The 17,294-nt window shown below is 59.3% G+C and carries 18 protein-coding genes; 10 read left to right on the top strand and 8 right to left on the bottom strand.

Going from position 1 to position 17,294, the window contains the following annotated elements; genetic code table 11:
* Positions 1-91: 91 nt before the first annotated feature.
* A complete protein-coding gene (gene tyrS / locus CIB54_RS12355) occupies positions 92-1,291 on the bottom strand; it encodes a tyrosine--tRNA ligase (RefSeq protein ID WP_065950887.1) in 1,200 nt (399 codons plus the stop codon).
* Between the two features lie 208 nt (positions 1,292-1,499).
* Here tyrS and CIB54_RS12345 point away from each other — a divergent pair, with 208 nt between their 5' ends.
* Together CIB54_RS12345 and CIB54_RS12340 are read left to right on the top strand one after the other, a co-directional pair.
* Positions 1,500-2,912, top strand: a complete 1,413-nt coding sequence (locus CIB54_RS12345) for a peptidoglycan DD-metalloendopeptidase family protein (protein ID WP_065950888.1) — start codon at positions 1,500-1,502, stop codon at positions 2,910-2,912.
* 3 nt (positions 2,913-2,915) lie between these two features.
* Positions 2,916-4,007, top strand: a complete 1,092-nt coding sequence (locus CIB54_RS12340; RefSeq protein ID WP_101219919.1) for an anhydro-N-acetylmuramic acid kinase — start codon at positions 2,916-2,918, stop codon at positions 4,005-4,007.
* Between the two features lie 75 nt (positions 4,008-4,082).
* On the opposite strand, the gene erpA is transcribed toward CIB54_RS12340, so the two are convergent.
* Both erpA and argC read right to left on the bottom strand, forming a co-directional pair.
* Positions 4,083-4,433: an iron-sulfur cluster insertion protein ErpA gene (gene erpA, locus CIB54_RS12335; RefSeq protein WP_003176443.1), complete on the bottom strand. Its 351-nt coding sequence runs from the start codon at positions 4,431-4,433 to the stop codon at positions 4,083-4,085.
* Between the two features lie 154 nt (positions 4,434-4,587).
* Complete coding sequence (gene argC, locus CIB54_RS12330) at positions 4,588-5,622, bottom strand: N-acetyl-gamma-glutamyl-phosphate reductase (protein ID WP_101219918.1); 1,035 nt, start codon at positions 5,620-5,622, stop codon at positions 4,588-4,590.
* A gap of 135 nt (positions 5,623-5,757) precedes the next feature.
* Between argC and hemJ the strand changes: the two genes are divergently transcribed.
* The 6 genes from hemJ to coq7 all read left to right on the top strand — a co-directional run bounded on the left by hemJ (position 5,758) and on the right by coq7 (position 10,176).
* A complete protein-coding gene (gene hemJ / locus CIB54_RS12325; protein ID WP_065950891.1) occupies positions 5,758-6,186 on the top strand; it encodes a protoporphyrinogen oxidase HemJ in 429 nt (142 codons plus the stop codon).
* 25 nt (positions 6,187-6,211) lie between these two features.
* On the top strand, positions 6,212-7,174 hold the full coding sequence (locus tag CIB54_RS12320; RefSeq protein WP_065950892.1) for an NAD(P)H-dependent flavin oxidoreductase: 963 nt from the start codon (positions 6,212-6,214) through the stop codon (positions 7,172-7,174).
* 70 nt (positions 7,175-7,244) lie between these two features.
* The gene (locus tag CIB54_RS12315) at positions 7,245-8,207 is read left to right on the top strand and encodes a DUF805 domain-containing protein (protein ID WP_101219917.1); all 963 of its coding nucleotides are present in this window, start codon (positions 7,245-7,247) and stop codon (positions 8,205-8,207) included.
* A gap of 63 nt (positions 8,208-8,270) precedes the next feature.
* On the top strand, positions 8,271-9,059 hold the full coding sequence (locus tag CIB54_RS12310; RefSeq protein WP_065950894.1) for an SDR family NAD(P)-dependent oxidoreductase: 789 nt from the start codon (positions 8,271-8,273) through the stop codon (positions 9,057-9,059).
* Between the two features lie 45 nt (positions 9,060-9,104).
* Complete coding sequence (locus tag CIB54_RS12305; RefSeq protein ID WP_101219916.1) at positions 9,105-9,443, top strand: histidine triad nucleotide-binding protein; 339 nt, start codon at positions 9,105-9,107, stop codon at positions 9,441-9,443.
* An 85-nt stretch (positions 9,444-9,528) separates the two neighbouring features.
* Positions 9,529-10,176, top strand: coding sequence for a 2-polyprenyl-3-methyl-6-methoxy-1,4-benzoquinone monooxygenase (gene coq7 / locus CIB54_RS12300; protein ID WP_065950895.1), 648 nt, complete (start codon positions 9,529-9,531; stop codon positions 10,174-10,176).
* A gap of 99 nt (positions 10,177-10,275) precedes the next feature.
* On the opposite strand, the gene CIB54_RS12295 is transcribed toward coq7, so the two are convergent.
* Positions 10,276-10,698, bottom strand: a complete 423-nt coding sequence (locus CIB54_RS12295) for an OsmC family protein (RefSeq protein ID WP_003210947.1) — start codon at positions 10,696-10,698, stop codon at positions 10,276-10,278.
* A gap of 245 nt (positions 10,699-10,943) precedes the next feature.
* On the opposite strand from CIB54_RS12295, the gene crp reads away from it, so the two are divergent.
* Positions 10,944-11,588: a cAMP-activated global transcriptional regulator CRP gene (crp, locus tag CIB54_RS12290; RefSeq protein WP_101219915.1), complete on the top strand. Its 645-nt coding sequence runs from the start codon at positions 10,944-10,946 to the stop codon at positions 11,586-11,588.
* Here crp and CIB54_RS12285 read toward each other — a convergent pair.
* The 4 genes from CIB54_RS12285 to CIB54_RS12270 all read right to left on the bottom strand — a co-directional run bounded on the left by CIB54_RS12285 (position 11,585) and on the right by CIB54_RS12270 (position 14,928).
* The gene (locus tag CIB54_RS12285; RefSeq protein WP_101219923.1) at positions 11,585-12,280 is read right to left on the bottom strand and encodes a lipoate--protein ligase family protein; all 696 of its coding nucleotides are present in this window, start codon (positions 12,278-12,280) and stop codon (positions 11,585-11,587) included. The two genes, crp and CIB54_RS12285, sit on opposite strands and share 4 nt — an antisense overlap.
* A gap of 162 nt (positions 12,281-12,442) precedes the next feature.
* The gene (gene trpC, locus CIB54_RS12280) at positions 12,443-13,279 is read right to left on the bottom strand and encodes an indole-3-glycerol phosphate synthase TrpC (protein WP_101219914.1); all 837 of its coding nucleotides are present in this window, start codon (positions 13,277-13,279) and stop codon (positions 12,443-12,445) included.
* The gene (gene trpD, locus CIB54_RS12275; RefSeq protein ID WP_101219913.1) at positions 13,276-14,325 is read right to left on the bottom strand and encodes an anthranilate phosphoribosyltransferase; all 1,050 of its coding nucleotides are present in this window, start codon (positions 14,323-14,325) and stop codon (positions 13,276-13,278) included. Before trpD ends, trpC begins: the two co-directional genes overlap by 4 nt.
* A gap of 9 nt (positions 14,326-14,334) precedes the next feature.
* Complete coding sequence (locus tag CIB54_RS12270) at positions 14,335-14,928, bottom strand: aminodeoxychorismate/anthranilate synthase component II (protein ID WP_101219912.1); 594 nt, start codon at positions 14,926-14,928, stop codon at positions 14,335-14,337.
* A gap of 420 nt (positions 14,929-15,348) precedes the next feature.
* Here CIB54_RS12270 and estP point away from each other — a divergent pair, with 420 nt between their 5' ends.
* On the top strand, positions 15,349-17,271 hold the full coding sequence (gene estP, locus CIB54_RS12260; protein WP_101219911.1) for an esterase EstP: 1,923 nt from the start codon (positions 15,349-15,351) through the stop codon (positions 17,269-17,271).
* The last annotated feature ends 23 nt before the right edge of the window (positions 17,272-17,294 follow it).

Raw genomic sequence — 17,294 nt, 5'->3', positions numbered from 1 at the left:
TTGTTTACCAAGGAGTTTTCCGTTTCGACTGCGCCGGAAGTGGGGCGAATTATAGAGAGATATAATTCGCCGTCAACCCCTAATCGAAGACTTATTCGGATTTGAGCGTAATACGCGCAAATGCCTTCTTTCCAGCCTGACAAACGTGAGTAGCGCCCAGCTCGTATATAAAGGTGCGATCAACCACCTCACCATCTATACGCACACCACCCGAACCGAGCAGGTCACGCGCCACCGCAGAGTTCTTCACCAACCCCGCCTTATTAAGGACAGCCGCGATCGGCATCGCCTCAGCCGCAGTCAATTCGATCTCCGGCAGGTCGTCCGGCAACTCGCCATCCTTCATGCGATTGCCCGCAGCACGGTGAGCGTTGGCCGCAGCCTCTTCACCATGAAAGCGTGCCACGATCTCTTCGGCCAGCTTGATCTTCACATCACGCGGGTTGGCACCCGCTTCCACATCAGCACGCAACGCATTGATCTCATCCATTGAGCGAAAGCTCAACAATTCGAAGTAACGCCACATCAACGAATCCGGAATGGAAACCAGCTTGCCGTACATCACGCCCGGCGCTTCCTGGATACCCACATAGTTACCCAGCGACTTGGACATCTTCTTGACGCCGTCCAACCCCTCCAGCAACGGCATGGTCAAAATGCACTGCGCTTCCTGACCATATGCACGCTGCAGCTCACGCCCCATCAGCAGGTTGAACTTCTGATCCGTCCCGCCCAGCTCAACATCCGCACGCAAAGCCACCGAGTCATACCCCTGAACCAACGGGTAAAGAAACTCATGGATCGCAATCGGCTGATTGGTGGAGTAGCGCTTGTCGAAGTCATCACGTTCAAGCATGCGCGCGACGGTGTACTGCGACGTCAGGCGAATGAAATCAGCCGGCCCCATCTGGTCCATCCAAGTGGAGTTGAAGGCCACCTCGGTTTTGGCAGGATCAAGGATTTTGAACACCTGAGTCTTGTAGGTTTCGGCATTGTCGAGAACCTGCTCGCGTGTCAGCGGCGGGCGCGTTGCGCTCTTGCCGCTCGGGTCGCCGATCATCCCGGTGAAGTCACCGATAAGGAATATGACCTGATGCCCCAGCTCTTGGAACTGACGCAGCTTATTAATAAGCACGGTGTGACCAAGGTGCAGGTCCGGCGCGGTAGGGTCAAAGCCTGCCTTGATACGCAGGGGCTGGCCACGCTTGAGCTTTTCTATCAGCTCGGCCTCGACCAACAGTTCTTCCGCACCACGTTTTATCAGCGCTAGCTGCTCTTCAACCGACTTCATAACAGACCCGCAAGGCTCAGATTCAAAAGGGAACCAACCATACAAGATCAGGGACTAATTACAAGTTTTGCCCTGCGCACGGACACCATTGAGCAAGCCCAGCGTTCGCGAGCTTGCGCCACAGATGATTTGGTTATATTTTATACAGTTATTTCATCTTCATCATGTCATTCATCTTTTCCATTTCATCTTCAAAGTCAAAATACTTATGACCACTGAACCGTCTAAAGCGCCACCGCTTTACCCGAAGACCCACCTGCTCGCCGCAAGTGGTATCGCCGCCCTTCTCAGCCTGGCACTCCTGGTATTCCCTTCCAGTGACGTAGAAGCCAAACGAACATCCCTAAGCCTTGACCTGGAAAGCCCCGTTGAGCAACTGACACAAGATCAAGACGCTTCCGACGCGCAACAAGCCACAAGTACCCCTTCCGAGTCTCCGTTCGCGCAGATTGAAAACACTCCGGAAGAGACTCAGAACGCCGCTCAGGACAAGCCCGCGACCGTCGCGACCAAGAACGCTCAGCATCGCGAAGTGATCGTGAGCAAAGGTGACACACTGTCAACACTGTTCGAAAAGGTCGGTTTGCCTGCCGCCACTGTCAATGACGTCCTCGCCACCGATAAGCAAGCCAGGCAATTCACCCAGCTCAAACATGGCCAGAAGCTTGAATTCGAACTGACGCCCGACGGCCAACTGAATAACCTGCACACCACTATCAGCGACCTGGAAAGCATCAGCCTGAGCAAGGGCGCCAAAGGGTTTGCCTTCAATCGCATCACCACCAAGCCGGTCATGCGCTCCGCCTACGTACATGGCGTAATCAATAGCTCGCTGTCGCAATCCGCCGCCCGTGCGGGCCTGTCCCACAGCATGACCATGGACATGGCCAGCGTGTTTGGCTACGACATCGACTTCGCCCAGGACATACGCCAGGGTGACGAATTCGATGTGATCTACGAGCAGAAAGTTGCCAATGGCAAAGTAGTCGGCACCGGCAACATTCTCTCTGCGCGCTTCACAAACCGTGGCAAGACTTACACCGCAGTGCGCTACACCAACAAACAGGGCAACAGCAGCTACTACACGGCTGACGGCAATAGCATGCGCAAGGCGTTCATCCGCACACCGGTGGACTTCGCTCGTATTAGCTCGCGTTTCTCGATGGGTCGCAAGCATCCAATTCTGAACAAAATTCGCGCCCACAAAGGTGTCGACTATGCCGCTCCGCGTGGCACGCCAATCAAGGCAGCCGGCGACGGCAAGGTTCTGTTGGCCGGGCGTCGCGGTGGTTACGGTAATACGGTGATCATTCAGCACGGCAATACCTACCGCACGCTGTATGGGCACATGCAAGGGTTCGCCAAGGGCGTGAAAACCGGTGGAAACGTGAAGCAGGGCCAAGTGATCGGTTATATCGGCACGACTGGCCTGTCCACCGGGCCGCACTTGCACTATGAGTTCCAGGTCAACGGTGTACACGTTGATCCGCTGGGCCAGAAGCTGCCAATGGCCGACCCGATCGCCAAGGCAGAGCGCGCGCGCTTCATGCAGCAAAGCCAACCACTGATGGCCCGCATGGATCAGGAACGCTCGACCCTGCTGGCTTCGGCGAAGCGTTAAGGTATGCCGCGCTATATAGGTGTGATGTCCGGGACCAGCCTCGATGGCCTGGATATCGCCCTCATCGAACAGGATTCGGCGCCCATTTTGATTGCCACCCACTACATTCCTATGCCTGCCACCCTAGGCGCCGAGCTGCTTGGCCTGTGCGCCAGCGGCCCGGATGAGATAGCCCGCTCGGCAATCGCCCAGCAGTCCTGGGTGACGCTCGCCGCTCAAGGCATCCACGCCTTGCTGGATCAGCAAAACCTCACCCCCCACGATATCCGTGCGATTGGCAGCCATGGGCAGACCATCCGCCATGAGCCCGCCCGGGGCTTTACGGTACAGATCGGCAATCCGGCACTGCTCGCCGAGCTGACGGGCATCACTGTGGTCAGCGACTTCCGCAGCCGCGACGTAGCCGCAGGCGGCCAGGGCGCGCCTTTGGTACCCGCTTTTCACGAGGCGCTGTTCGGTGAACGTACTGGCAAGCGTGCCGTGTTGAATGTCGGCGGTTTCAGCAATCTGAGCCTGATAGAAACCGGCAACCCTGTATCCGGCTTTGACTGCGGCCCGGGTAATGTCTTGCTGGACGCATGGATTAACCATGAACGAGGCGAGCACTTTGATCGTGACGGGCAATGGGCAGCCAGCGGCAAGGTTCAGCCGCAGTTACTCAACACGCTGCTCGGCGATCCATTTTTCGCGACCAAAGGCCCGAAGAGTACCGGACGAGAAGTTTTCAACCTGGGTTGGCTGCAGCACCACCTCAACGGGCAGCCAGCGATTCTTCCTCAGGATGTGCAAGCCACATTGCTGGAGCTGACCGCCCTGACCATCGTCGAGTCCCTGCAAAGCGCTCAACACCAGACCGAAACCCTGCTGGTCTGCGGCGGTGGCGCTCATAACGGGACGCTGATGAATCGACTGGCTGCACTGCTACCGTCCACCCAGGTCAGTAGCACAGCAAGCTATGGCGTAGACCCGGACTGGGTGGAAGCCATGGCCTTCGCCTGGCTGGCCCATTGCTGCCTGGAAGGCATCGCCGCGAACCGCCCGAGCGTCACCGGTGCTCGCGGGCTGCGCGTGCTGGGCGCGATCTACCCCGCCTGATCCCCAGACAGCACAACGCCGCTTGGCCGATCAAAGCCAAGCGGCGTTTTTTTATCGTGCAGACCAGGCGTTCGGTCAGATCGAGAACGAAGACCCGCAGCCACAGGTAGTCGTGGCGTTGGGGTTCTTGATCACGAAACGCGACCCTTCCAGCCCTTCCTGATAATCCACTTCAGCACCCGCCAGGTACTGGAAACTCATCGGGTCCACCACCAGGCTCACGCCCTCGCGCTCAACGATGGTGTCATCATCGGCCACATCTTCATCGAAGGTAAAACCGTACTGAAACCCTGAACAACCGCCGCCCGTAACGAATACGCGCAGCTTCAAGCGATCATTACCCTCTTCATCGACCAGGCTCTTCACCTTGTGCGCAGCACCGTGGGTGAATTGCAAAGCCGTGGGGGTGAAGGATTCAACGCTCATGCTGATAATCTCCCGGCGTAGCGCCGTCATATGCGTAATGGCGAGCATTATCCGCTTCTCCTAGAAAAGCGGTCAACTATTATGCGGGGCAGCGGCAAGCTTCAAGCCTTTAGCTACAAGCTTGCCGCTGACAACTTGAAGCTTGCAGCTGCTTTTAAGGCAGCATACCTGCGTGGGACAGGCCGAGCTGCTCATCCAGGCCAAACAGAATGTTCATATTCTGCACCGCCTGGCCCGAGGCGCCCTTGACCAGGTTATCGATCACCGACAGCACCACGACCAGGTCGCCATCCTGCGGGCGATGCACCGCGATCCGGCAGACGTTGGCACCCCGCACGCTACGAGTTTCCGGATGGCTGCCTGCTGGCATCACGTCGACGAACGGCTCATTGGCATAACGCTTTTCGAACAATGCCTGCAGATCCACCGAACGGTCGACAACCGTTGCGTACAACGTGGAGTGAATCCCACGGATCATCGGCGTCAGGTGCGGGACGAAGGTCAGGCCCACGTCCTTACCCGCAGCGCGGCGCAGCCCCTGACGGATCTCAGGCAAATGACGATGCCCTTTGACCGCATAGGCCTTCATGCTCTCCGCCGTCTCGGAATACAGCGAACCTACCGCGGCACCACGACCGGCACCGCTGACACCCGACTTGCAGTCCGCGATCAAACGCGAGGGGTCCGCCAGGCCTGCTTCCAGCAACGGCAGGAAACCCAACTGAGTCGCCGTCGGATAGCAACCTGGCACCGCAATCAGGCGTGCCTGCCTGATCTGCTCACGATTGACTTCCGGCAAGCCGTACACCGCTTCTTCCAGCAACTCTGGCGCGCCGTGAGGCTGGCCGTACCATTTGGCCCACTCATCGGCATCCTGCAGGCGGAAGTCCGCGGACAGATCGATCACCTTGGTGCCCGCCGCCAGCAGTTCACCGGCCAGTGCGTGCGCCACCCCGTGAGGCGTGGCGAAGAACACCACATCACAGGCACCCAAGGTCTTGATGTCCGGCACGCTGAAGGCCAGGCCGTCGTAATGGCCTCGCAGGTTCGGGTACATATCGGCCACGGCCAGGCCCGCTTCGGAGCGTGAAGTGATGACCACCACCTCAGCCTGCGGATGCTGAGCCAACAGACGCAGCAATTCGACACCGGTGTAACCCGTGCCGCCGACGATACCGACCTTGACCATAAACCTGCCCTCAACGAACCCACTGGAAAGCCGTCGATAATAGGGGCCGCATCGTCCTGCGACAACCGCCAACGTGACGTACGGGCGCCTGAGCTACTACTATCTTCGCTACCGTGAACCTGGGAATAACTAAAAATGCTTTATTTATGGGTCAAAGCCTTCCATATCGTCAGCATCGTCTGCTGGTTTGCCGGGCTGTTCTACCTGCCACGCCTGTTTGTCTACCACGCCCAAAGCGAAGACACCGTCAGCAAGGAGCGCTTCAGTGTCATGGAGCGCAAGCTGTACCGCGGCATTATGGGCCCGGCGATGGTTGCCACACTGGTCTTCGGCATCTGGTTGCTGATACTCAACCCCGGCATGTTCCAATCAGGCGCGTGGATTCACGCCAAGCTCACTCTGGTGGTTCTGCTGATCGGTTACCACCACATGTGCGGTGCGCAGGTAAAACGCTTCGCCCGTGGCGAGAACAGCCGCAGCCATGTCTTTTATCGCTGGTTCAATGAAGTACCGGTTCTGATATTGCTGGCAATCGTAATTCTGGTCGTGGTCAAACCGTTTTAACTTCAATTACTCGGGGGAACCTTCAATGTCGCTGCCCGCCCTGCTTGAACAACGTCTGCGCCTGCCCGTGGTGGCTGCGCCAATGTTCCTGATCTCCAACCCGCAACTGGTGCTGGCCTGCTGCCGCAACGGGGTGGTCGGCAGCTTCCCGGCACTCAACCAGCGCGAAAGCAGCGGCTTCAAGGCCTGGCTGGAGGAAATCGAAGCAGGCCTGGCGCAGTTGGATAATCCCGCCCCTTATGCCGTCAACCTGATCGTGCACAACAGCAACCCACGACTGGAAGCCGACCTGGCCATCTGCGTCGAGCACAAAGTGCCCATCGTCATCACCAGCCTAGGTGCCGTGAAGGAGTTGGTCGATGCCGTGCATAGCTACGGCGGCCTGGTGTTTCACGATGTAACCACCCGTCGTCATGCCGAAAAAGCCGCTGAAGCGGGCGTCGATGGGTTGATCGCGGTCGCCGCCGGCGCAGGGGGTCACGCCGGCACCTGGAGTCCCTTTGCGCTGATTGCCGAGATACGCCAGTTCTTCGACAAAACCCTGCTGCTCGCCGGCTGTCTCAACCACGGTCGGGAAATTCTCGCCGCGCAACTGCTCGGCGCGGACCTGGCGTATCTCGGCACACGCTTTATCGGTACCACCGAAAGCCATGCACCGGATGCGTATAAAGAGATGCTGCTCACAGCGCGCGCCGCCGACATCGTGCACACTCCGGCTGTTTCCGGCGTGCCTGCAAGCTTCATGCGCCAGAGCCTGGAAAATGCCGGCTTTGATCTCGCTGCCCTTCAAGGAAAAGGTGAGGTCAACTTCGGCTCCAAGCTCAAACCGTTGAGCGATGAGGCCAAAGCATGGAAGACTGTATGGTCTGCCGGCCAAGGCGTCGGTGAGATCAATGATTTACCCGGCGTGGATGAACTCGTCGCACGCCTGGGCGCGCAATACCGCCAGGCACGCGAAAACGCAGCACAATTGCGCTGGCCACGTTGACCCAGATGTCAGGCCTGCCAAGTGAGCCGGCCTGCACAACCTCCCTGAAACAAGTGCCAAGGATGCCCGCATGAGCGACAACCGTTTCAAGATCGTGTTTGATGGAACCTTGCTCCCGGGTGTCGAAAGCACCACGGCCAAGCTGAACCTGGCCGAGCTGTTCAAGAGCGACGTCGAAGCCATTGAGAAACTCTTCACCGGCCGCCCGGTCGCGCTCAAACGCGACCTCTCGCGTCCGGACGCCGAAACCTACCTCACCGCGTTGAAAAACGCAGGGGTCGACGCGCGCATCGAAGCCGAACAACCCGTAGCGTTCAACCTTGCCGAAACCCACGAAACAGGCTCCTCTGCCTCGGACTATTCAAACTCCGCTGCATCGCCTTATGCACCACCACGCGCCGCCGTCGGCGATGACTTGCCGGAGTACTCCACGCTCAAGGTCTTCACTATCCACGGGCGTATCGGCCGCCTGCGCTATCTCGCCTGGACGCTCGCACTGACCGTCGCGATGCTGGTAGCTGGCGGGATCATCAGTACCGTGGGTTTCGCCGTGGCCACTGCTTCGCCGACGGTCGCGATCATTCTCGGCTCGTTGCTGGGCTTCGCGCTGTTTGTCGCACTCGTGGTCGTCAGCGTGCAGATCGGCGTGCAGCGCCTGCACGACCTGGGCTGGTCTGGCTGGCTGTACCTGCTGAACCTGGTTCCGCTGGTGAACAGTGTTTTCCCTCTGCTGCTGCTGGTACTGCCGGGCAACACCGGCGCCAACCAGTACGGTGCACCTCCACCGCGCAACTCCACCGCGGTTAAAATCCTCGCGTCGTTGTGGCTGGCGTTCATCCCATTGATGCTCATCGTGGTGGTAACCCTGGGCATGAACGGCTACCTGGATCAACTGGAAGCCAACATGGGCAGCGGCTATGAAAACAGCTCCATCACCACCGATGAAGATGCCGACCAAAGCGTCATCGATGAGGAAGAAGCAGCGCAAAGTGCTGACGACGCGGCCGAACCTGTAGACTCTCCAGAACAGTGAAGAAACGCCCGCCGCCTGTGATGCCTGTGTCACAGGCCCGGCGGCGTTGCGATGGAGAAAGGCATGACCCGTTACGCTCTGATCACCGGTGCCTCCAGCGGCATCGGCCTGGCCTTGGCCGAGGCCCTGGCTCGACGTGGCCGCAGCTTGATTCTGGTGGCCCGCCAGCGTGATCAGTTGGAAAGCATTGCAACCGAACTGACTCAACGTTTCGGCGTCGAGGTGCTGTTCCGTGCCTGTGACCTGGGCGAGCCGCTGCGGTTGTCGGGCTTTTTGCTGGAACTCGAAGAGGGTGAGCGACAGATCGACCTGCTGGTCAACTGCGCCGGTATCGGCACCAGTGGGCCGTTCCTGGCCCAGGACTGGATGACCGAGCAGGACCTGATCGAAGTCAACATTCTCGCCCTGACCCGCATGTGTCACGCCTTGGGCAATGCCATGGCGCTGCATGGCGGCGGGCAGATTCTCAACGTCGCCTCGATTGCCGCCTTCCAGCCGGGCCCGTGGATGAGCAGTTACTACGCGAGCAAAGCCTATGTACTGCATTTTTCCGAAGGCCTGCGCGAGGAGCTCAAGACTTGTGGCATCAAGGTTTCGGTGCTCTGCCCAGGGCCCACGCGCACCGCTTTCTTCGGCACCGCGCAAATGGACACTGCAAAACTCGACCGCAGCCAGCAGTTGATGAGCCCAGAAGAAGTCGCGCTCTTCACCGTGCGTGCGCTGGAGAAGAACAAGGCGATCATCATTCCGGGGCGTCGCAATCGCTGGCTCGCCTTCAGCCCGCGCTTTAGCCCACGCTGGCTTACCCGAAAAATTGCCGGTGCGATCAATAAAGCCTATTGCCCGCGTTGAGCACCCCAGTACACTCACCCTCTCGTTCACCATGGAGAAACAGCTGTGGATACTCTGTTCACCAAGATCATCAATCGAGAAATACCTGCGAACATCATCTATGAAGATGACCAGATACTGGCTTTTCACGATATCGCCCCGCAGGCGCCGGTGCATTTTCTGGTCATCCCGAAAAAGCCCATTCGCACCCTCAACGACCTGACCGAGGACGATAAAGCCCTGGCTGGCCATATTCTGTTCACCGCCCAACGCCTGGCGGTGGAGCAAGGCTGCGAGAAAGGCTTTCGCGTGGTGATGAACTGCAACGAAGACGGCGGGCAAACCGTGTACCACATTCATATGCACGTGCTGGGTCAGCGCCAGATGAACTGGCCGCCGGGCTGAGTGCACCGGGGCAAATTGACTCAGCGCAAACACGCCGTCCTCTCTTGCGGTAAACTGGCCGCCGAGATTCTTTCCGGAGGTCAGCATGACTACCCAACGTCACTACTCGCCGATTGACCGTCTGTTGCTGCAAGCCGACATGGCCATGCGTACGCTGCTGCCATTCAGCGGCCAACCGTACCGCCCGTCACCCGCCATCGTGCAGCCGGACGCACAGATGAGCGAGAGCGAGACCCGCCACGTGGCCGGCCTGATGCGTATCAACCATACCGGCGAAGTCTGTGCCCAGGCGTTGTATCAGGGCCAGGCCCTGACCGCCAAATTGCCGCAGATACGCGCAGCGATGGAGCATGCGGCCGAGGAAGAGATCGACCACCTGGCCTGGTGCGAACAACGCATTCGCCAGTTGGGCAGTCATCCCAGCGTGCTGAACCCACTGTTTTATGGCTTGTCGTTCGGGATTGGCGCCGCTGCCGGCCTGATCAGTGACAAGGTCAGCCTGGGTTTTGTCGCGGCCACTGAGCATCAGGTGTGCAAGCACCTGGACGAACACCTTGAACAACTGCCGGCGGAGGACGAAAAATCCCGAGCCATTCTCGAGCAGATGCGCATCGACGAAGAGCATCACGCAGAAAGCGCGCTGGATGCCGGCGGCTTTCGCTTCCCTGCGCCAGTGAGGTTCGGCATGAGCATGCTGGCCAAGGTCATGACCAAAAGCACCTACAGAATGTGAAGCATGAAGATCGTTCCCACACAGAGCCTGGGAACGCTCATCTGATCCAGAAAAAAGGGCGCTATCAAAGCGCCCTTCTTTTTGCCCGTCGATCGACGATCAACCCAACTCGATAATTTCGTAATCATGGGTGATGGCTACACCGGCCGCGCCGAGCATGATCGAGGCCGAACAGTACTTCTCTGCCGACAGCTCGATGGCACGCTTGACCTGCGCCTCCTTCAGCGCCCGACCCTTGACCACAAAATGCATATGGATCCTGGTAAACACCTTGGGATCTTCAGTGGCGCGCTCGGCCTCCAGAAAGGCTTCGCAGCTTTCCACGGCTTGACGGGATTTTTTCAGGATACTCACCACGTCGAAATTGCTGCAACCGCCGACACCCAGCAGCAGCATTTCCATCGGGCGTACACCCAGGTTGCGGCCACCGGCTTCCGGCGGGCCGTCCATGACCACCACATGGCCGCTGCCCGACTCACCGAGGAACATGGCTTCGCCCGCCCATTGGATGCGTGCCTTCATCGCCCAGACTCCACTGCTAAAAAAGGGTCGCCAGCTTAGCACAGGGCCTCAGGACGGCCGTGCGCTGCATGAAAATGATCAATAACCGCGTTTGCCGGTGAAATACGTTAATCGAGTCAGAATGTGTCTGGTAAGCTGGCGCCAAATCAATGGCGCATTGCCATCCTTTGTACAGCGTGCATCAATGCCAGCATCGCTGATAAAAACAAATCCAACCCCATCGCGCAGTCTTTCGGGATACAACCATGGTTGCTCTTACTCCCACACCCAAGATCAAGAACCTCGACAAGCTGCTGATGCATTGCCAGCGCCGGCGTCATCCGGCCAAGCACAACATCATCTGCGCGGGCGAGCGCTCCGAAACACTGTTCTTCATTATCAAGGGCTCGGTCACTATCCTGATCGAGGACGAAGACGGTCGCGAGATGATCATTGCCTACCTCAACACCGGGGATTTCTTTGGCGAACTGGGACTGTTCGAGCAGGCGGGCAAGGAGCAGCAGCGCAGCGCCTGGGTGCGCACCAAGGTGGAATGCGAAGTGGCCGAGATCAGCTACACGAAATTTCGCGAACTGGCCCAACAGGATCCGGGCATTCTGTATGCCTTGAGCGGGCAGATTGCCCAACGCCTGCGGGATACCACGCGCAAGGTCGGCGACCTGGCATTCTTCGATGTGACCGGACGTGTCGCTCGCTGCCTGCTGGAGCTGTGCAAGCAACCTGACGCCATGACCCACCCCGATGGAATGCAGATCAAAGTCACACGCCAGGAAATCGGGCGCATCGTGGGCTGTTCGCGGGAAATGGTGGGGCGCGTGCTCAAGGATCTGGAAGAGCGCAACCTGGTGCACGTCAAAGGCAAGACGATGGTGGTGTTCGGAACCCGTTAACCGGGCAGCAAGCCCGCCAACATCTGACGGTACAAGGTGTCGAGCCGGGTGATCGCGTCCGGCGCGGTGAAGACCTCGTGCAGTGCGATATGACTCTCGGCCCGCACCCGCTGCTCCAGGCCACAGGCTTCATTGAAACGATTGACCGCCATGATCAACTCATCGCGATCGTTGTCCAGCAATAAAGCACCGTGCACCAAGCCCACCGGGCGGCCACCGCTCTGCCGCCAACGCTGGGCCGTGCCGACCATTTTTCGGCCGTTGAGATTGACGTTGTAACGACCGTCGCAGAACGCGCCGTCGATTTCGCCAACGGATGCGTCGCCGCCCAACTCGATCAACACATCACAAATCGGCTGGCACAACCGTTGGTAGCCGGTTTCGATGCGCCCTTGATCACCTTCACTGTGCGGGGGCGCGTAGACCAGGGCGATATTGACCGTAGCGGCGGACTGCGGTACCGGCTCACCGCCGGTTTCGCGCAACAACACCGGCCAACCGGCGTCTGCCGAGACTTGGCTGGCGGCCTCAAAGGCCGGTAATCGGCTCAAACGGCGCGGCATGACCAACGCTTGGTCGCTGGGTTGCCAGAACAACAGTCCGAATGCCTGCTCTCCCGCACAAACGGCGGCCAGCAGCGCTTGTTCGGCTGCAAGCCCTGCTTCTACAGTCATTGAAACCGGCTTGGTCATCAACATTTACCTACCTGAAGGAGCACAAGACCAATGTGGGAGGGGGCTTGCCCCCGATAGCGGTGCATCAGCTGCGAATCAGCCAACTGAACCACCGCTATCGGGAACAAGCCCCCTCCCACACTTTTACTGCATGTCAAAAACATACCGACTGCGCTGGAATCAATCCAGGGTCGAACCGCTGACCGACACGCCACGCTCCGGGAAGAACAGACGCTGCAGTTCGGCCCCTGGGTTCTCAGCGCGCATGAACGTCTCGCCGACCAGGAACGAATACACTTCGCTGATTTCCATCAGCTCCACATCGGCGCGGTTGACGATGCCGCTCTCTGTGATCACCAGGCGATCACGCGGGATACGCGGCAGCAGATCGAGGGTAGTTTCCAGACTGACGTCGAAGGTATGCAGGTTACGGTTATTGACCCCCACCAGCGGGGTGTCGAGGATGTTGAGTGCGCGTTCCAGCTCATCACCGTCGTGCACTTCGACCAATACATCCAGGCCGACACCCTTGGCCACAGCCGCCAGCTCGGCCATCTTCACGTCATCCAGGGCGGAAACGATCAGCAGCACACAGTCGGCACCCAAAGCGCGGGCTTCGACGATCTGGTAGGGATCAACCATGAAGTCCTTGCGGATCACCGGCAACTTGCACGCGGCGCGTGCCTGCTGCAGGAATAAGTCTGAACCCTGGAAGTAATCGATATCGGTCAGTACGGACAGGCATGTCGCCCCACCCTTTTCATAACTGACGGCGATTTCATGTGGCACGAAGTGCTCGCGGATAACGCCTTTGCTCGGGGATGCCTTCTTGATCTCAGCGATCACAGCCGGCTGCTTGAGCTTGGCCTGGGCAATCAAGGCATTGGCAAAGCCGCGCGGTGCATCGGCAGCCTTTGCTTGGGTTTCCAATTCAGCCAGACTCACACGGGCACGGCGCTCGGCAACTTCTTGAGCCTTGCGCGCCAGGATTTTTTCCAGAACGGTCGGAACACTCATGCTTCATTCTCCATCTTGAATACGGCGGTGAATGCTCCGAGTTCTTCGAGTTTCTCGCGAGCCAGACCGGTGTGCAGTGCATCGTGGGCCAAGGCCACACCTTCCTTAAGACTATAGGCATGGTCCGCTGCGTAAAGTGCCGCGCCAGCATTGAGCACAATCATTTCCGCGGCTTTTTGACCGTTCTCAGTCTTGCGTCGCCCCAATGCATCGCGAATCAATTCCAGCGACGCCGCCGGGCTTTCCACCGCCAGGCCGTGCAGGCTCTGGCTCTTCATGCCCAGGTCCTCAGGCTCGACCCAGTATTCAGTGACCTGGTCGTTCTTCAACTCTGCCACGAAGGTCGGTGCGGCCAGGCTGAATTCATCCAGGCCATCTTTGGAGTGCACCACCAGCACATGCTTGCTGCCCAGGCGCTGCAGCACTTCAGCCAACGGCCGGCACAACGCCTGGCTGAAGACACCGACGACCTGATGTTTCACACCGGCCGGATTCGTAAGCGGGCCGAGCATATTGAACAGGGTACGCAGGCCGAGGTCCTTGCGCGGGCCGGCGGCGTGTTTCATCGCGCCGTGGTGGGACTGGGCAAACATGAAGCCAATGCCGACGCTGTCGATGCAGCGCGCCACCTGGATCGGCGTCAGGTTCAGGTAGATACCGGCTGCTTCCAGCAGGTCGGCGCTGCCACTTTTGCCGGACACCGCGCGGTTGCCGTGCTTGGCCACGGTGCAACCCGCTGCCGCGACCACGAACGAGGATGCCGTCGATACGTTGAAGATGTTCGCACCGTCGCCGCCGGTGCCAACCACATCGACCACGCCGTCGAGGGTCTTGAGTTCGACCTTGTCCGCCAGTTCACGCATCACCGACACGGCGCCAACGATTTCGTCGATGCTTTCGCTCTTCATGCGCATGGCCATCATAAAGGCACCGATCTGTGCGTCGGAGCACTGACCGGTCATGATCTCGCGCATCACATCGCTCATTTCAGCGGTGCTCAGGTCCAGGTGGCCGACGATACGACCCAGGGCAGTCTTGATATCCATGGAAAGTCCTTAGCGCGTGCCGCCGCTCTGCTTGAGAAAATTGGCGAACAGCTCGTAGCCCTGCTCGGTCAGGATCGATTCAGGGTGAAACTGCACCCCTTCGATATTCAATGTCTTGTGGCGCAACCCCATGATCTCGTCGACCGAGCCGTCCTCCAGCTGGGTCCAGGCCGTCAGTTCCAGGCACTCGGGCAGGGTTTCGCGCTTGACCACCAGGGAATGGTAACGGGTCACGGTCACCGGATTGTTCAGGGCCTGGAATACTCCCAGATCCCTGTGAAATACCGGGCTGGTCTTGCCGTGCATCACCTGGCGCGCGCGCACCACATCACCGCCAAAGGCCTGGCCAATGGACTGGTGCCCCAGGCACACGCCCAGAATCGGCAGCTTGCCGGCGAAATACTGGATGGTTTCCAGGGAGATGCCCGCTTCGGTCGGCGTGCACGGGCCGGGCGATACCACGATGCGCTCAGGGTTCAGCGCGGCAATCTGGGCGACTGTCAGCTCGTCGTTGCGCACCACCTTGACCTCGGCACCCAGCTCGCCCAGGTACTGCACAACGTTGTAGGTAAAGGAATCGTAGTTATCAATCATCAGCAACATGTGGGTTCAAACCTCTTGAATTCACTGATTTCAAATGACCGCCTTCAAAGCGTTTGGCCCGCTGCCAGACGCACGTTCCGGTTGCCGGGTGAGTGGCAAGGGGCGTCAAACAGGGTGAAGAAGGCAAATCGGTACAGGTCCGGCCAGGCCGGCAGAGAAAAATGTCAGGCGCGCCAACGCCAACGGGCGTGTGCCTTGACTACTCGCATCAAGAGTCTGCTGATGATCAACACGGGGAGGGTCTCATTCATACGTCCAGGCACAGTAACGTAGCCTCGCCAACGGTGCAATATGGCGCCGCAAATACGGGCTGCGCTCAAGGCGATGCCCACAGCAAAATTCGGTTTTGCGCTATAGAAAACGCTCGATACTTTGCTAGTGTTTCGGTTCCGACACAAAAACAACTCAATGGAATTTTCCATGCTCAGAACTCCGTTCTTCGCGCCCCTGGCCGCCGGCTTGCTTTCCCTGGCTTGTGCACAGGCTCATGCAGCATCGTCACCCTATTCAACGATGGTTGTATTCGGTGACAGCCTGGCCGATGCCGGCCAGTTTCCCGACGGCAGTGCCGGATCGACCCTGCGCTTCACCAACCGTACCGGGCCGACGTTCCAGGGAGACTATGGTCTGGTTTCTTCGACGCTGCTCGGCGCGAAGCTGGGTGTAGCGCCAAGCGACCTGAATGCCTCCACCTCACCGGTGCGCGCGATCCAGGGCTTGCCGGACGGAAACAACTGGGCGGTCGGCGGCTACCGTACCGACAATATCCTCGACTCCATCACCAACGTCTCCAACGCTGCGATCCCACCCGGCAATGCCGGGGGCGGCACGGTGCTGCGCAGTCGACAGGGTTACCTGCCGGCAAACGGCGGGCTGGCCGATCCGAATGCGCTGTACTTTCTGTCCGGTGGAGGCAATGATTTCCTCCAGGGTCGCGTACTCAGCCCCGCTCAAGCGGTCGCCGCCGGCGGGCGATTGGCCGACAGTGCCCAAGCCCTGCAACAAGCCGGTGCGCGTTACATCATGGTATGGATGTTGCCCGACATCGGCCTGACGCCGGCCGTCAACGGCACGCCGCAGCAGGCAGCGACGTCGGCCCTGAGCGCTGTTTTCAACCAGTCCCTGGTACAGCGCCTGTCGCAGATCGATGCGCAGGTCATCCCTCTGAACATTCCATTGTTGTTGAATGAAGCCTTCGCCAATCCGGCCCGCTTCGGCCTCGCCACCGGGCAAAACCTCACGGGCACCTGCTTCAGTGGCAACAGTTGCACCGCCAATCCGGTATACGGCATCGGTGGCACCAACCCGGACCCGACCAAGCTGATCTATAACGACTCGGTCCACCCGACCATAGCCGGGCAACAGCTGATCGCCGACTACGCCTATTCGCTGCTCGCCGCGCCGTGGGAAATCACGCTGCTGCCGGAAATGGCCCAGGGCACATTGCGCGCTCATCAGGATGAGTTGCGCAATCAATGGCAGGCAGACACCGGCCACTGGCAAGCCGTCGGCCAATGGCGAGCGATCGTGGCAGCCGGTGGCCAACGGCTGGATTTCGACGACCAGAACAGCTCGGCAAGCGGCGATGGCAGCGGTTATAACCTCAATATCGGCGGCAGCTACCGACTCAACGAAGCCTGGCGCGTAGGTGTCGCCGCAGGCCTGTACCGCCAGACACTGGAAGCCGGCGCCAGCGATTCGGATTACAAGCTCAACAGCTACATGGGCACCGCGTTTGCCCAGTATCAGCACAATCACTGGTGGGCCGATGCGGCGTTGACCGGCGGCAAACTGGACTTCGACAACCTCAAGCGCAAGTTCGCCCTGGGCGTCAGCGAAGGGTCGGAGAAAGGTGACACCGATGGCTGGCTCTGGGCCTTGAGCGGCCGCGTGGGCTACGACATCGCTGCGCCCGGCAGCGACTGGCACCTGTCGCCCTTCATCAGCGCCGACTACGCGCGCGTTGAAGTGAACGGCTACTCGGAGAAAGACAGCCGCTCCACCGCCCTGACCTTTGATGACCAGCAGCGCGACTCCAAGCGCCTTGGCGTCGGCTTGCAAGGCAGCTACCGCATCACCCCGCAGACCCAGGTGTTTGGGGAAGTGGTTCATGAGCATGAGTTCGAGAACGACACGCAGAAGGTCAACATCGCGCTCAACAGCGTGCAGGGGATCGACTTCAAGCTGGACGGGTACACGCCGCGCAGCAATTCGGATCGCTTGAGCCTGGGTGTCAGCCACAAGCTGACGCAGGAGCTGGCGTTGCGGGCGGCGTATAACCTGAGGAAGGACGACAACCTGACCCAGCAAGGGGTCAGTGTCGGGGTGAGCCTGGATTTCTAACGACAGCACAATGAAGGTCTAAT

It is taken from the genome of Pseudomonas fluorescens (assembly GCF_002837185.1).
Lineage (GTDB): Bacteria > Pseudomonadota > Gammaproteobacteria > Pseudomonadales > Pseudomonadaceae > Aquipseudomonas > Aquipseudomonas fluorescens_AM.
The sequence above is the reverse complement of the archived record's forward strand: the minus strand, read 5'-3'. Positions and strand labels throughout refer to the sequence as shown.

Bases quoted from the DNA above. Each gene is read 5' to 3' on its own strand.
- CIB54_RS12310 (WP_065950894.1), top strand. From the start codon at position 8,271: ATGACCCGTTACGCTCTGATCACCGGTGCCTCCAGCGGCATCGGCCTG.
- hemJ (WP_065950891.1), top strand. From the start codon at position 5,758: ATGCTTTATTTATGGGTCAAAGCCTTCCATATCGTCAGCATCGTCTGC.
- CIB54_RS12270 (WP_101219912.1), bottom strand. From the start codon at position 14,928: ATGTTGCTGATGATTGATAACTACGATTCCTTTACCTACAACGTTGTG.
- CIB54_RS12315 (WP_101219917.1), top strand. From the start codon at position 7,245: ATGAGCGACAACCGTTTCAAGATCGTGTTTGATGGAACCTTGCTCCCG.
- CIB54_RS12295 (WP_003210947.1), bottom strand. From the start codon at position 10,698: ATGAAGGCACGCATCCAATGGGCGGGCGAAGCCATGTTCCTCGGTGAG.
- CIB54_RS12345 (WP_065950888.1), top strand. From the start codon at position 1,500: ATGACCACTGAACCGTCTAAAGCGCCACCGCTTTACCCGAAGACCCAC.
- erpA (WP_003176443.1), bottom strand. From the start codon at position 4,433: ATGAGCGTTGAATCCTTCACCCCCACGGCTTTGCAATTCACCCACGGT.
- crp (WP_101219915.1), top strand. From the start codon at position 10,944: ATGGTTGCTCTTACTCCCACACCCAAGATCAAGAACCTCGACAAGCTG.
- CIB54_RS12340 (WP_101219919.1), top strand. From the start codon at position 2,916: ATGCCGCGCTATATAGGTGTGATGTCCGGGACCAGCCTCGATGGCCTG.
- tyrS (WP_065950887.1), bottom strand. From the start codon at position 1,291: ATGAAGTCGGTTGAAGAGCAGCTAGCGCTGATAAAACGTGGTGCGGAA.
- estP (WP_101219911.1), top strand. From the start codon at position 15,349: ATGCTCAGAACTCCGTTCTTCGCGCCCCTGGCCGCCGGCTTGCTTTCC.
- CIB54_RS12285 (WP_101219923.1), bottom strand. From the start codon at position 12,280: ATGACCAAGCCGGTTTCAATGACTGTAGAAGCAGGGCTTGCAGCCGAA.
- argC (WP_101219918.1), bottom strand. From the start codon at position 5,622: ATGGTCAAGGTCGGTATCGTCGGCGGCACGGGTTACACCGGTGTCGAA.
- coq7 (WP_065950895.1), top strand. From the start codon at position 9,529: ATGACTACCCAACGTCACTACTCGCCGATTGACCGTCTGTTGCTGCAA.
- trpD (WP_101219913.1), bottom strand. From the start codon at position 14,325: ATGGATATCAAGACTGCCCTGGGTCGTATCGTCGGCCACCTGGACCTG.
- trpC (WP_101219914.1), bottom strand. From the start codon at position 13,279: ATGAGTGTTCCGACCGTTCTGGAAAAAATCCTGGCGCGCAAGGCTCAA.
- CIB54_RS12320 (WP_065950892.1), top strand. From the start codon at position 6,212: ATGTCGCTGCCCGCCCTGCTTGAACAACGTCTGCGCCTGCCCGTGGTG.